The organism is Jeotgalibacillus sp. JSM ZJ347, assembly GCF_044383825.1.
In the GTDB taxonomy this organism is placed as follows: Bacteria; Bacillota; Bacilli; order Bacillales; family Jeotgalibacillaceae; genus Jeotgalibacillus.
Genome location: NZ_JBISEN010000004.1, coordinates 119336 through 133463, shown reverse-complemented (window position 1 = coordinate 133463; position 14128 = coordinate 119336). Strand labels below are relative to the sequence as shown.

Annotated in this window: 15 protein-coding genes; 4 read left to right on the top strand and 11 right to left on the bottom strand. The window is 43.6% G+C overall.

The annotated features are described in order from the left end of the window. Positions 1-84 precede the first annotated feature (84 nt). The 5 genes from ACH6CZ_RS13225 to ACH6CZ_RS13205 form a co-directional block, all read right to left on the bottom strand. Positions 85-546, bottom strand: a complete 462-nt coding sequence (locus ACH6CZ_RS13225) for a DUF4064 domain-containing protein (RefSeq protein ID WP_374097940.1) — start codon at positions 544-546, stop codon at positions 85-87. Positions 547-627: 81 nt separating this feature from the next. Beyond that, a complete protein-coding gene (locus tag ACH6CZ_RS13220) occupies positions 628-1407 on the bottom strand; it encodes an HAD family hydrolase (protein WP_374097939.1) in 780 nt (259 codons plus the stop codon). A gap of 306 nt (positions 1408-1713) precedes the next feature. After that, positions 1714-2463, bottom strand: coding sequence for an amino acid ABC transporter ATP-binding protein (locus ACH6CZ_RS13215; protein ID WP_374097938.1), 750 nt, complete (start codon positions 2461-2463; stop codon positions 1714-1716). Between the two features lie 12 nt (positions 2464-2475). Continuing rightward, the gene (locus tag ACH6CZ_RS13210) at positions 2476-3177 is read right to left on the bottom strand and encodes an amino acid ABC transporter permease (RefSeq protein ID WP_374097937.1); all 702 of its coding nucleotides are present in this window, start codon (positions 3175-3177) and stop codon (positions 2476-2478) included. Then, on the bottom strand, positions 3164-3967 hold the full coding sequence (locus ACH6CZ_RS13205) for an amino acid ABC transporter substrate-binding protein (RefSeq protein ID WP_374097936.1): 804 nt from the start codon (positions 3965-3967) through the stop codon (positions 3164-3166). Before ACH6CZ_RS13205 ends, ACH6CZ_RS13210 begins: the two co-directional genes overlap by 14 nt. A gap of 191 nt (positions 3968-4158) precedes the next feature. Between ACH6CZ_RS13205 and ACH6CZ_RS13200 the strand changes: the two genes are divergently transcribed. The 3 genes from ACH6CZ_RS13200 to ACH6CZ_RS13190 all read left to right on the top strand — a co-directional run bounded on the left by ACH6CZ_RS13200 (position 4159) and on the right by ACH6CZ_RS13190 (position 6539). After that, positions 4159-5571 carry an MBL fold metallo-hydrolase gene (locus ACH6CZ_RS13200; RefSeq protein ID WP_374097935.1) on the top strand — a complete coding sequence of 471 codons (1413 nt, stop codon included), beginning with the start codon at positions 4159-4161 and terminating at the stop codon, positions 5569-5571. Positions 5572-5637: 66 nt separating this feature from the next. Then, positions 5638-5937 (top strand): rhodanese-like domain-containing protein, encoded by a 300-nt coding sequence (locus tag ACH6CZ_RS13195; protein ID WP_374097934.1) that lies wholly within the window; start codon positions 5638-5640, stop codon positions 5935-5937. 20 nt (positions 5938-5957) lie between these two features. After that, on the top strand, positions 5958-6539 hold the full coding sequence (locus ACH6CZ_RS13190) for a sulfurtransferase TusA family protein (protein WP_374097933.1): 582 nt from the start codon (positions 5958-5960) through the stop codon (positions 6537-6539). Positions 6540-6746: 207 nt separating this feature from the next. On the opposite strand, the gene ACH6CZ_RS13185 is transcribed toward ACH6CZ_RS13190, so the two are convergent. The 3 genes from ACH6CZ_RS13185 to ACH6CZ_RS13175 form a co-directional block, all read right to left on the bottom strand. Then, entirely contained in the window at positions 6747-7385 is a 639-nt protein-coding gene (locus ACH6CZ_RS13185) for a DUF4166 domain-containing protein (RefSeq protein WP_374097932.1), read from the bottom strand. A gap of 123 nt (positions 7386-7508) precedes the next feature. Continuing rightward, positions 7509-8561, bottom strand: coding sequence for a ribosome small subunit-dependent GTPase A (gene rsgA / locus ACH6CZ_RS13180; RefSeq protein WP_374097931.1), 1053 nt, complete (start codon positions 8559-8561; stop codon positions 7509-7511). A gap of 288 nt (positions 8562-8849) precedes the next feature. After that, positions 8850-9452, bottom strand: a complete 603-nt coding sequence (locus ACH6CZ_RS13175; protein ID WP_374097930.1) for a class I SAM-dependent methyltransferase — start codon at positions 9450-9452, stop codon at positions 8850-8852. A 149-nt stretch (positions 9453-9601) separates the two neighbouring features. Here ACH6CZ_RS13175 and ACH6CZ_RS13170 point away from each other — a divergent pair, with 149 nt between their 5' ends. Further along, entirely contained in the window at positions 9602-11158 is a 1557-nt protein-coding gene (locus tag ACH6CZ_RS13170) for a BCCT family transporter (protein WP_374097929.1), read from the top strand. 44 nt (positions 11159-11202) lie between these two features. On the opposite strand, the gene ACH6CZ_RS13165 is transcribed toward ACH6CZ_RS13170, so the two are convergent. From ACH6CZ_RS13165 to ACH6CZ_RS13155, 3 genes are all read right to left on the bottom strand, one after another. Continuing rightward, positions 11203-11682, bottom strand: coding sequence for a hypothetical protein (locus tag ACH6CZ_RS13165; RefSeq protein WP_374097928.1), 480 nt, complete (start codon positions 11680-11682; stop codon positions 11203-11205). 156 nt (positions 11683-11838) lie between these two features. Then, positions 11839-13338 (bottom strand): phytoene desaturase family protein, encoded by a 1500-nt coding sequence (locus ACH6CZ_RS13160; RefSeq protein WP_374097927.1) that lies wholly within the window; start codon positions 13336-13338, stop codon positions 11839-11841. A gap of 18 nt (positions 13339-13356) precedes the next feature. After that, the gene (locus ACH6CZ_RS13155) at positions 13357-13911 is read right to left on the bottom strand and encodes a methyltransferase family protein (RefSeq protein WP_374097926.1); all 555 of its coding nucleotides are present in this window, start codon (positions 13909-13911) and stop codon (positions 13357-13359) included. Positions 13912-14128 lie beyond the last annotated feature (217 nt).

Below are 14128 nucleotides of genomic sequence, written 5' to 3'. Positions count from 1 at the left end.
TGTGCAGAAACAACAATGACCTTTAACAAAGCTAATGATTAAAAAACGCGCTGTCTCCTTTTTAAGGAACAGCGCGTTTCTATTTTAGAGTGGTCTCATTTCATCATCTGTACGCTGATAAGGATCTTCTACTACTTTCGGTTTGCGTGCAAAGCACATAATGCCTGCGATGAGGAATAATAGTGCCGGCAGCCAGCCGATTAGAAGTGTTGCTACACCTACAACCAGTGCACTTGCGATTAACAATCCGCCTGCAAGTTTTGGCTTCTTATTACGCTTCATTGCAAATACTGCGATTAAGCTTAAGATTGTACTGATAATGACGACTACATTGAAGAAAACACCAAGGTTTGCAAACCAGTCTGTGATCATGGCCGGATCTATTCCTGCCTCAGCTAACGCAGGATCGTTTTGAAATTCTGTTTCAATATCCTGTTGCACTGTAGGGTCACTAAATAACGCACTCATTAAAAACACACCGACGATCATCAGCACATTTAATACAATTCCAATAATCGTTAAGGCACCTTCTGCTGTTCTTTTCATTTGATTACCTCCCAGTAATGTAATATGTATGATTTCCTTATCCCCTTCTTTACGGAATTTCACACATAAAGGTTTCAAATTTTACAGCAGATTTGTAATTTCTTTCAGGCGACTGATGATTCTGTCAGGTTTCCCATCACCTTCACCGGGCTCAGCAGACGCATCATGCTGAATCCATATGCTATGTATACCTGCCCGATTGGCACCAAGAATATCCGTTTTCAGATTATCCCCGATCATCCAGACTTCCTCTGCAGACTGACCTGAGACTCTCAAAGCATGCTCGAAAATAGGCTGCCCCGGCTTCCCTTCTGCGATATTCCCAGAGATCACGATATGGTCAAAGTATGGCACCAGCTCAGGTGTGATCCGGAGCTTCTCAAGCTGCAATGATGGCGCACCATTTGTGACGATGACAAGCTGATACTGTTCTTTGAGTTGATCTAGTACATCAAGCGTTTCTTCATATAGAAATGGAGAACTTTTTCTGTGGCTGATAAATTTTTCTCTGAGCGTTTCGCCGGATTGATCAATGCCTTGTGATTTGAGCGCAGTCTGCCAGACACGCTGCTGGTACTCCTGAATCTCTGCACCCATTTCCCGGAACTTGTAATGAACCGGATCACCGAACTGTCCCCAGAGTCCTTCAAAAGGGTTGATCCCGATCATTTTTGTGAAATCGTAAAAGTCATATTCCTGATATAGACGCGGCGCCGCTTCTTTTACTGCTGTAAGAAGTTCTTCAGGGTTCGTTCCATACAGCTTACCGGCGTCTTTCACTGTTTTCTCAAGCGCGGTTTCAATGCTTTTTTTGTCCCATAAAAGTGTATCGTCAAGATCGAAAAAGATTGCAGATGGCATAAACTCAGCTCCTGTTCTGATTGATTGTAATATTGTCACAAAATTCGGTGGATAATGCAATTGGAATTTTGGGCTGGTGGTTGGTGTTCAGGAGATTTCGTGTGTGGTCCCTGAGATTACATGTCGTGTTCAGGAGATACCCACTGTTGTCCATGAGATTTCAGCGGTGGTTCCGAAAATTTCACACCTTGTTCCGGAAATAGTGTAATTTGACCTAACCGCGCCATCATTGCTCCACCACCCATTTCCCCTGAAAAAAACAAAACCCCCGCAGCCACCACCGGCTACGAGGATTCTCACTAAAAATTATGACGGATTCAACACACGATCCAGAAACTGCTTCGTTCTCGCTTCTTTAGGTGCTTTTAGAATCTCTTTTGGCGGTCCCTGTTCAACAACGACACCGCCGTCTATGAACATGACGTGATCCGCAACGTCTTCTGCGAATTTCAGTTCATGTGTAACTACAACCATTGTCTGGCCCTCTCTGGCAAGCTCTTTCATGACACTGAGCACTTCGCCTACAAGTTCAGGGTCGAGCGCTGATGTCGGTTCATCAAACAGCATCAGTTCAGGCTGTATGGCAAGTGCACGGGCGATGCCGACGCGCTGCTGCTGTCCGCCTGAGAGCTGGTGAGGGTATAGATGCATTTTCTCTTCCAGTCCGACTTTTTTGAGCAGGTCTTCTGCTTTGGTGCGTACTTCTGACTTTTTCAGCTTCTGTACGATCACCGGACCTTCCATCACATTCTCAATCGCTGTTTTATGTGGAAACAGGTTATATGACTGAAATACCATACCGGATTTTCTGCGAAGCTTCAGGATTTCTTCTGTTTTAGGCGTTTTTGAAAAGTCCATTTTAAAGCCATCATGAAACTCATATTGTCCGGCATTTGGCATTTCAAGTGCATTCAAACAACGCAGAAATGTAGTCTTACCTGAACCTGAAGGACCGATAATCGCGACAACATTTCCTTTTGGCACTTCAAGGTCAACGCCTCTTAAAACCTCCAGATCGCCAAATGATTTATGAAGATTTTTCACATTGATTAACATTTCTGGTCCTCCTTACTTTGCCACATAGCGGTCCAGCCTCTTCTCAATTCTGTCCTGAACGAGTGTCAAGATAAAGCAGACAATCCAGTACAGTAAAGCCGCTGTGATGTAGAGCTGAAGAAAATCATACGTTCTTGCTGCAATTTCCTGCGATTTACGGAACAGCTCAACAACCAGGATTTGTGATGCGAGAGAGGTGTCTTTTACAAGGCTGATAAATGAATTTGACAGTGGCGGAATTGACACGCGTGCTGCCTGCGGGAGAATAATTCTGAATAGTGTCTGTCTCCGGGTCATACCAATTGTATACCCCGCCTCCCATTGACCTTTGGGCACAGATAGGATTGACGCACGCACAATTTCAGATGCATAAGCCCCGACATTCAGTGAAAACGCTATGACTGCACTTGGGAATGGCTGTAAGACGAAAGCATCTCCAAGGTTAGGCAGTCCATAAAAAATGATGAATAGCTGAACAAGCAGCGGTGTCCCTCTTATGGCAGATACATAGACACGGGCAATACCCCCAAGCGTTTTACTTGAGGAGATACGTGCAAGTGCTGTCACGATTGCAAGTACCAGTCCAATCGCAAAAGAAATAAGTGTAAGCGGGATCGTTGCTTTGATCCCGCCTTCAATCATTGGACCGATTGACGACCAGAATAACTCCCAATCAAAAACCGCTGTCCCAACGATAAAATTACTGAGAAACATCTTCGCCAAACCATTCTTCAGAGATTTCTGTCAGAGTACCGTCTTCTTTCATATCTGCAAGGTGCTTGTTGAACTCTTCTACAAGCTCTTCATTCCCCTGACGGAACATAAATGCACTTTCTGATACATCACTTTCTTCTGCTGCAATTTTGATACCTGCATCAGGCTGCTGCTTCTGGAAATCAAGAATAGCAAGCTTATCATTTACCGTTACTTCCGCACGGCCTGTTTTGATCAGTTCAATTGCCTGCGCAAGTCCTTCAACCTGTACAAGCTCTGCTCCGTACTCAGTTGCGATATCAGCATAGTTACTTGTCAGTGACTGTGCAGACTGCTTACCTTCGATATCTTCAAATGCTGATACTTCACTGTTATCCTCAGGAACGACAACGACTGCTGATGATAATGTATATGGCTCAGAGAAATCATATGTTTCAAGACGCTCATCGTTAATACCAACCTGGTTGGCAATGACGTCAAAACGTTCTGAGTTCAGTCCTTCAAACATTGAATCCCACTGTGTTTCATTATATTCAACCTCAACGCCCATACGCTCGGCAATTTCATTCATTACTTCTACGTCATACCCTGTAAGGGCATCTGACTCATCATGGAACGTAAATGGTGCATATGTGCCTTCTGTTCCTACCTTGATAACGCCTTCTTCCTGAATTGATTCAAGCAGGCTCAGATCTTCACTTGATGAGCTATTGCTTCCTTCTTCTTCAGAAGATCCGCATCCTGCAAGAACCCCTGTTAATAGTAATGATGCTGCTAATGTTTTCTTCATATTAAAAACCCACCTATTCTTATCGGAATTATTTCATAAGCATGATTGTACGTTGAATCGGGTAAATTGTAAACACAAAAGTTTTTTAAGCTTTGGGGTTGCATTTATGATCGGAAGATGATTTAATACAAATATACCCCACAGGGTATTAACGTAAATCTCTGTGAAACGATCGAGGAGGAGTTTAAATTATGTTATTCCGTTCTTATTTTGATGACAAACTTGCACAATATTCATATCTAGTAGGATGCCAGCGTACAGGCGAAGCAATTCTGATTGATCCGCCGCGTGACATAGAGCCAATTCTTGCAGATGCTAAAAAAGAAGGACTCAACGTATCAGCTGCAACTGAAACACACATTCATGCAGACTTTGTTTCCGGCGCACGTCAGCTCGCTGAAAAACACGGCGTAAAGCTTTACCTTTCAGATGAAGGCGACAACGACTGGAAATATCAATATACAGACAATCTGGATGTTCAGCCGCTGAATGACGGCGACGAGTTCAAGATTGGAAATATTAAATTTGAAGTCATGCACACACCAGGTCATACCCCTGAGAGTATCTCATTTGTATTAACTGACCTTGGCGGCGGTGCTGATAAGCCAATGGGTATTTTTACAGGAGACTTCGTCTTCGTTGGCGATATCGGCCGTCCTGACTTACTTGAGAAAGCTGCAGGTGCTGCAGGTACTGCTGAAACCGGTGCGAAGTCAATGTTCAAGTCTCTTCAGCGCTTCAAAGAGCTGCCTGATCATATGATGGTCTGGCCTGGTCACGGCGCAGGAAGTGCTTGTGGTAAATCACTTGGCGCTGTTCCTCAGTCAACTGTCGGTTATGAAAAACAGTTCAACTGGGCACTGAATGAGCAGGATGAGCAGAAATTTATTGAGGAACTGCTGAAGGATCAGCCGGAAGCACCAAAATATTTCGCTCAAATGAAAAAAGTGAATAAGCTTGGACCAGCAATTGTTGAAGATCCATCAGTTGAATGGTTCGAAAATGCAGAAGACGTAGTTGAATTCAGCAAGCAGGATGGCAACATTCTGCTTGATACACGCCAGTCTAAAGTAGCTGAAAAAGGACTTGTTCCGGGTTCAATCAACATCCCATTTGGCAAGATGCTGCCAAACTGGTCAGGCTGGTTAGTGGATTATGATGAAAACATCGCGCTTGTTGTTGAAAAAGATCAGGCTGAAGAAGCAATGAAGATTCTGCGTTCTATTCATTTAGATAACGTCGTGAAGCTTGCTGAACCATCACTGATTGAATCTGTTGCAACTGAAACGTATCAGTCTGTTGATACTGAAGAGTTTGCGAAGCAGAAGGATCTGACTGATTATCAGGTGATCGATGTGCGTAACGATTCCGAGTGGAACAGTGGACGTATTGAAGGAACTGAACACAAAATGCTTGGACACCTCCGCACGGAAGGTAAAGAGCTTGATAAAGATAAGCCTGTATTAATTCACTGTCAGTCAGGTGCACGCTCTGCAATCGCTGCAAGTGTCATGCTCGCACTGGGATTTGACGATGTGACACACCTGAACGGCGGATTCAACGCATGGTCTAATAACCGCCCTAAAGAAGTTGTAACAAACTAAGAAAGGGGCTCATATTGTATCGAATGGATTTTAATTGGTGCAGTTGTACTGTTCTTCGTCTGGCGTATGATGCCGGCGAAGGGTGTACGCACCATTTCCCCGGATGAATTAAAGTCGATGAAAAAAACAAAGGATTCCCAGTGGATCGATGTGAGAACACCTGGAGAATTCAAGGCTCGTAATATGAGAGGGTTTGACAATATACCGCTTGGCAAGCTGCCAAATCAGACATCAAAGCTTGACCCGGAAAAAGAAACGATTGTCCTGTGCCAAAGCGGAATGCGCAGTGCGCAGGCTGCAAAAATTTTAAAGAAAAAAGGATTTAAAGACGTTGCGAATGTCCGCGGCGGAATGAATCAACTTTAACCAAGGAGTGTTTTTATATTATGCATGCAGATCACAAGTTAGATGCAAAGGGCTTAGCTTGCCCAATGCCAATCGTACGTACGAAGAAATCAATGGCGAACCTTCAGGAAGGTGAAGTGCTTGAAATCACAACGACTGATAAAGGTTCCCTTGCAGATATGAAGGCATGGTGTAAGTCTACAGGTAATGAATACCTGTCAGGTTCTGAAGAAGGAAACGTGCAGGTACACTATATTAAGCGCGTTGAAAAGAAGCAATATGTGCCAAAGACTGAGCTGAAGTCTATTAGTAATGAAGAGCTTGAAGCGATTATTGCTGAAAAGCCTGCAGTCATTCTTGATGTACGTGAGCCTGAAGAGTATGCCGGCGGACACATTCCTGGTGCTCACTCAGTACCACTTGCTCAGGTAGAAAACTATATTGCTGCACTTCCTGAAGAAGAAACAGTATATGTTCTTTGTAAATCAGGAAAACGCAGTCAGGCTGCCTGTGACAACATCAGATCTAATGGACGTGAGAACCTGATCCGTGTGTCACCAGGTATGAGCGAATGGAATGGACCAATTGCGACTTCACTTGCAGCAACTGCAGGTGCGAGATAAATTATTATGAGATGACCCGGGAAGCGGAGACTTTCCGGGTTTTTTGTTGTGTTTTTGCAGGGCGTGGCTGCGGCTGTCTTGATGGTTCGTGGAATGTTTAATGATGTTCGGAGAATAACTCCGGTGGTTCAAAGAATAATCGCCGTGGTTCGTGGAATTATGTCATTTGACCTACTCCGCCGCCATTAAAAAAACCGGAGAGCATCTCTACTCCCCGGCATCCATCTTTGGAAATAACATTTCAACAGATCCTTTATAAGATAAAATTGTTCCGAATAAAGGCTGATAAATATGAATATGAACATCAAAAAGTTCAGTCTGATCATTGTATTCCTCAAGTACTGTTGCCCTCACACCAAGTATCCTTGGAATTTTCATATATTTCTTTCCTATATGAAGTGTCATATCACGTGACGTTAACAGCATTCCACCCGTTTTGGTCGCTTTCAGGTTAAGCGGCAGTCGTGCAATCCCCCACTGGTCTGTGAAATTATCGACAGAATTCGGCTGCTCTCCTTCTTTCATTTTGTCATAAAAGCAGCGTACTGTTTCCGGGAATGTAAAGCTTCGTCTCCAGGACATTGTTTCCCGGCCGTGCCTGTCACGGTATGCAGCGTTCTCCATATAAAAAGGAATCTCTTCTCCCCTCTCAGGAAAAGCAAAATTCATTTTTACACCTAAGTGAGATACTTTCCGTACCAGCCTGGATCCACCCTTAATTTCGTGCATCGTTCCTTTGGTAATGACTTTATAGTCAGATGAACTATTCAGTGCATATTTTTTTTGCAGTGATGGATGCAGCTTGTCAAAGTCCTCACCCATTGCTTTTTGAAACATCGATTTCATCCGGACACGCCTCCTTTAGACTTGCTGTACACATTTATTATATCATGGACAGCAGCGCGTTCCCCGGACAGGTATGTTAAAGCGCCGCTCATCAAAGGTGATGAGCGGCGCGGAATGTGTGGGTTATTTGTGAATCTGCTTTTGGTACTGAGAGATCTTTTTCCATTTTTTCTTTTCTAGCAGTTGTTCACGTTTGTTCGATTTTCTATCAAGATAAGCAAGTTCTTTTTGCAGCTTCACGTAGCTATCATAACGGTCCTGCTCAAGCTCCCCGTCTTCAATTGCCTCACGGATCGCACAGCCGGGCTCTGTTTCATGACTGCAGTCTCTGAACTGGCATGCTTCTGCAAGTGTTTCGATATCCTGAAATCCCTGAGATAAACCGCTGTCTGATTCCCACAGCTGCAGTTCTCTCATACCTGGTGTATCAATGATCACACCTTTATCCGGAAGCATAATCAGCTCTCTGTGTGTTGTTGTATGCTTTCCTTTACTGTCATCTTCTCGTATGTCATTGACCATCATTTTTTCTTCACCAATCAGGGCATTGATGATCGACGATTTCCCTACACCTGATGAGCCCATGACAGCAACCGTCACACCTTCGTGAATGTGACTTCTTAATTCATCGAGCCCTGTTCCGCTGTAGGCACTGGTGACAAGTACCGGAACACCCATCGCAGTGGTTTTGGCTTCGGCTGCTTTTTCAGCGCTGTTTTCACATAGGTCTGCTTTTGATAAAACAACTACCGGGTTTGCACCGCTTTCCCAGGTAGCGATCAGATATCTTTCAAGCCTTCTCAGATTGAAATCATGATTAAGTGACATGACGAGAAAAGCGAGGTCGATATTGGCTGCGACGATTTGTTCGTGAGTGACTGTCCCTGCTACTTTTCTGGAGAATTTAGATGTTCTCTCAAGCATCTGGTGGATCATAGCGTGCCCTTCATTTGTAGGCAGTGATACCATTACCCAGTCACCGACTGCAGGATAATCTTCTCTCGCCATAGCCTGATGACGGTATTTTCCTGTCACTTCTGCTAAATGGATTGAGGTGTCCGTTTGTATTTTGTACAGGTTTTTGTATTCAGTAATGACTCTTGCAGGTGTGAGGTTTGTTTGACCTGCTTTGTCCTGCCATTTTTCGTTCCATCCTAATTTTGTTAATGTATTCAATGTTGGTTCCTCCTGTTTTCAAATAAAAAAGTCCGCTGATTTGTGTGTGTACACAAACCCGCGGACTTCTGGTGTTTAAACAGAAAGATCCTATTCCTTAGATGGAAGCCTCTAAATGGGCATACGGGTTGTGTACAATTGAAACAATGATCTCATTTAAGTTTCTCATCGTACATCACTCCCTTTTCCATTTACTTCTTGTTCATTATAAATGATAGCACTATGATTGACTAGCGGTTTTTAAAAGTTTTTCTTTAATATTTTGGCTGATAAAGAAATGGTTTGCCTCTATCTCTTCTTTTTAAAGCCGACAGCAGTGACGGCCATTTCGGGCCAGAAATTGCGGTACGTAAGTGTAACATGTTCAAATCCTGCTTTCTCCAGACGGTGATACATATCATTCCCCATCATTCTGGTAAGATTCGGACTTGCTGTTTCTTCTCTTGGCTGCATTGTAATCACGATCCGGCCGTCATCTTTTAAGGCTGTATATAATTTCTCCAGTGCACGGTCCGGGTCTTCCCAGATTGTAAAATTATTTACTGAAAGAATTTTATCATAGTATTTTTCCGGCAGATTGATATGCTCTGCCTTTCCCTGCATAATTCTTACCTTCCCGGTTTCAAGCTGCTTTTTCAGTCTCTTTTCAGCAAGCTGAGCCATTGCTGCTGAGGCATCCAGTCCATCTACTGTGACACCCTTTTTTAATAAGCTTTCCAGACATACACCGGGACCAAAGCCGATTTCCAGAACGTGTTCGCCCGGGTGTAGATCGAGACAGCCCGATGCCCATCGGTTGAGTTTTCGATTTTCTTTTGACATGATGAAGCCAGCCACTTTTCCTGCTTTTCCCTCCGGGTGGCTGAACTGTTTAAAAAATGGAACTGTCATTTTCCGCACCTGCCTCATTTATTTTTACAGTTACTTTATACTGTTTCTCACCATTTTAAACTTTTCAATAAGCTGTTTAGTCATTTTACATATAGGGAATTAAGCACTAAGGTGGATCAAAATAACCAGGACATCAGAAAGGAGTCAATATGAAAAAAGAGAAAAAATCACTTGGAAGGGTATTTTACATATCCGCTGCAATCATTGCTGCACTTGTTCTGATTGGAGCATTCTTACCTAACCAGTTTGCCGCAGGTGCGAATGCTGCGTTCGGATTCACAACCCAATCGTTCGGATGGCTTTACCTGCTTGCTGTGTTCTTCTTTGTCATATTTCTAATTTTTATTGCACTAAGCAGGTATGGACGAGTAAGGCTTGGCGGGGATGACGAACGTCCGGATTATCCTGTTTTCACATGGATCGGAATGTTATTCTCTGCAGGCTTTGGTGTAAGTCTTGTTTTTTGGGGCATTGCAGAACCAATGAGCCATTTCTATACCTCTCCTGAAGCCGGCGTTGAGCCATTAACCGAGGAAGGTGCAAGGCTTTCAATGGCTTATTCATTTTTCCACTGGGGTGTAAGTCAGTGGGCAACGTTCGCAATTGTGGGCTTGATCATTGCATACTTCCAGTTCCGCAGAAAAACGAATGGGTTAATTTCAACCAGTCTGTCACCAATGATTAAAGAAGGAAAAATGAAGCAGCCGCTTAATCAGACGATTGATATTCTTGCTGTTATTGCGACAGTTATGGGGGTTGCAACATCTCTTGGACTCGGTATTCTACAGATCAATGGCGGCCTGAACAGTGTACTTGATATTCCAAATAATGCTTTTGTACAGGTCATGATCACATTGGTATTAACTGCATTATTCCTGCTGTCAACAACTACCGGAATTGATAAAGGAATTAAGTGGCTGAGTAATATCAACCTTGGCGCAGCCCTTTTACTGATGCTATTCGTATTCTTTGTTGGACCAACAGTCTTTATTCTGGAGACATTCGTACTTGGTCTAGGAGATTACATTACAAACTTTGTCCGTTACAGCCTGCGCCTTCAGCCATATGTAGAAGGCACGTGGGTGCGCGACTGGACGATCTTCTACTGGGCTTGGGCAATTGCGTGGTCACCGTTCGTCGGCGCATTTATTGCACGTGTATCAAGAGGACGTACGATCCGGGAATTCGTTGTCGGCGTATTGATTGTTCCTCCGGCAATTGCCATACTCTGGATTGCTGTATTCGGCGGTACTGCACTGCACCTTGATTTATTCCAGGGAGCTTCGATCGCAGAAGCTGTTAATAATGATATAACCAGTGCATTGTTCTCAACATTTGATCAATTACCGTTATCAACCGTATTATCTGTCCTTTCGATTCTGCTGATTTTGACATTCCTGATCACTTCAGCTGATTCAGCAACATACATTATCAGTAGTATGACAACAAGCGGAGGACTTAATCCACCTCTGGTTGTACGTATTATCTGGGGCGTGCTGCTAGGCTCCATTGCAGCTGTACTGCTTGTAGCCAGCGGACTTGAAGGTCTGCAGACAGCCTCGCTTGTATCAGCCTTACCATTTACAGTGATTCTGCTGTTTATGATCTTTACCTTATTCAACTTACTGCGCAAAGAGTTTCCGCGTCCTAAGTTGAAGACGGCTAAACAATTGAAGGCTGAAAGAAAAGCACGTGAAGAGAAGTAATATTCAAAACGGCCGGGCGTCCCCGGCCGTTTTTTCTATGAACGTTATTCTTCACTTTCCTCAAGCGCTGCCAGCATGCGTGCCTGTTTAATATCAATTTCCTGCTCGATTGCTAAAGGTACGTCACCACTTGGCATACGCCACCTGACATACCAAGGAAATAACTTTTTCATACTGTCTTCATACAGTTCTCCTTCTTCAGGTACTTCATGTCCAATGACTCTTCCGTTCTCCATCAGCAACTTCACTGCAAGCGACGCACCGGAGCCCGTTTCGTTTTCTTCAGCATGAAATTCTTCAAAAGCGTACCAGATATACAGTTCTCCGTTATTTCCACCGTATACTTTAAATGAGTCAGTCACCTGTCCCTGTCCGCTTACGTAAGCGAGTTCTTTTTTCAGATAAGCTGAAGCACTGTCAGCGTGATATTCAGGAATTGAAGCAAAAACATTTACAGCAATAATCATTGCAGTTGTAAGTGTGATAACGGTCAACCCGGTTTTGGCAGATTTTTTTAATCTCATAGTTGGCTCATCCCCTACATCCTTTTCCACTTATATTCTGCATGTGATTGGAAAATCCTGTGTCACTCCAAAAAATATTTAGTTTTCTCCGCACAAAAAAACTCCCTGCGATACCAGATTCAACTGATATCACAGACAGTTTTCGATTTAGCTTTCTTATAAAGGCTGCTTTTGCATTTCGTGTTCCTTGATCAGATCTGCTGTCAGCTGACCTGATAGTGTCACCATTGGCACGCCGCCACCCGGGTGAGTCGATCCGCCGACAAAATAGAGGTTGTCATAGAGCTCACTCTTAGCCGGAATCTTGAAGCCGCCGTTCTTTTTCTTATCAGAAGCGACACCATAGATTGAGCCGCCGTTTGGTCCGTAAAGCTCCTCAAGATCTTCAGGTGTGAAGCGGTATTCGAACTCAATTGAATCTCTAAGACCCTTCATACCGTTGCGCTCAAGCTTATCCAGAACAAGCTCACGGTATTCCGCCCAGTCGTATTTACCCTGCTCTCCTTCTTTTAAAGGTGGCACATGCGTAAGTACGAACAGGTTATCTTTACCCTTTGGCGCCTGTGTTTCATCTGATCTTGCTGAGATGCCGATATAGACAGTCGGATCATCTGACGGAATTCCTTTTTCAAAAATATCATGGAATTCTTTCTCAGGGTCTTCTGAGAAGAAGAAGTTATGGTGCTTCAGATCTGTAAACTCACGATCCACACCAAGCAGCAGGACAAGGCCTGATACACTTGGAACAAACTTTTTGTTGAGCTTTTTCGCTTCTTTCTTGCCTTCTTTGTTTGGTATAAGGCTGCGGTAAGCTGGAATGGCCTCAAGGTTAGATACGACAATATCTGCTTCGTGCAGCGTACCATCTGCCGTACGGATGCCTTTGACTTCTTTACCTTCAATCACCAGGTGATCAACAGGTGTATTTAACTGAACATCTACGCGGAGTTCATTCAGAAGCTTCTTCATTCCTTCAGCAATGTTGTACATGCCGCCTTTTACGTAGTGAATACCAAGACCAAGCTGTACATAAATTAGCTGATTTAAGATCGCAGGCGCCTGGTAAGGATTGGAGCCGACATACATGACGAAGAAGTTAAACATCTGTTCAAGGTACTTATTATTCAGGCGTTTTTTTGTACCGTCCGCAACAGTGCTTAACGGGTCCATCGCCATCAGTTCTTTTAACGTATGATGCTGCTTCAGATCTTTCAGGTCAGCAAGGCTGTATTTATAGAAGCTCTTCATGCAGAGCTCGTACATATTTTCAGCGTAATGAATCAGCTCTGTCAGCTTCGCAGATGTGTCCCCCGATACTTTTTTCATCTCTTCAAGCATATCCGGCAGGTCACTTGTGACATCAATTTTAGTGCCGTCTTCAAAGAAGGTGCGCCACTGCGGCTCGACTCTTTCAATTGTTATGTAATCCTCTACTCTTCTATGAACACTTGAGAACAGCTGTTCAAGTACCCATGGCATTGTCAGGATGGATGGTCCGGTATCAAAGCTGAAGCCTTTTCCTTCTCTTTTATTCAGCTTGCCGCCTACATTGCTGTTTTTCTCAAGGATCTTTACATCATACCCGTCTCCTGCCAGGCGAATTGCTGCTGACATGCCAGCAAGTCCTGCTCCAACTACGATTGCTTTTTTCTTCATACTTCCACTCCCTTTTTATCAGTATATAAATGGAATCAGCCTGTATCTGTGCTTCATCCATTGTTCATATTCCGGTCCGAACTTTGAAATCAGCAGTTTCTCTTCATAACGGATCCGGATTAACAGTGTAACCGTCAGAAGAACTGCTCCTGCAAGTGTTGCGATGATGCTTGCAAAAAATAGTGTCATACCTGTTCCAATAAAAAAAAGACCGGTATAAAGCGGATGCCGCAATTTACTGTAAGGACCTGTGCTGACAATCTGGTCCCCTTCCCTTACTGTTACGTGACGTGTGAACTGGGCTTTCAAATGAAGAATGCCCCAGTATCTAAGACCTACGCCGATCGCAAACAAAATGAGTCCTCCCCAGGTAACAGGTGTTTCTGCCCCGGTACCTCTTAACTCCTGCAGGATCAGCGCAAGTCCGATCATGCCAAGCAGGCTTAAGAGAATATAGTAAAAGGACTTCTGCTCAAGCGGGTCTCCTTCTCCTGTACCCCGATTGCGGAAGAATACAAATTCCCCAATCAATGCGATACTGACAATGATAAATAACCATTCAGCTAGAGACATTGGATTCTCCTTCCGCGTTCATTGCTTCTTTTAAATATATAGAATTTTCTGACTTAAAACAATGAATAATAAGCGCGTATATAGCTGTTATTTCCTATTATGGACAGAAAAAAACCTTCTTAAAGATAAAAGAAGGTTTTCTTTGTTACTAGATATAGTAAAGTTAATTTACTCTCATTAAATTGACTGATAAGAAAATGACGCTTACACAACACTT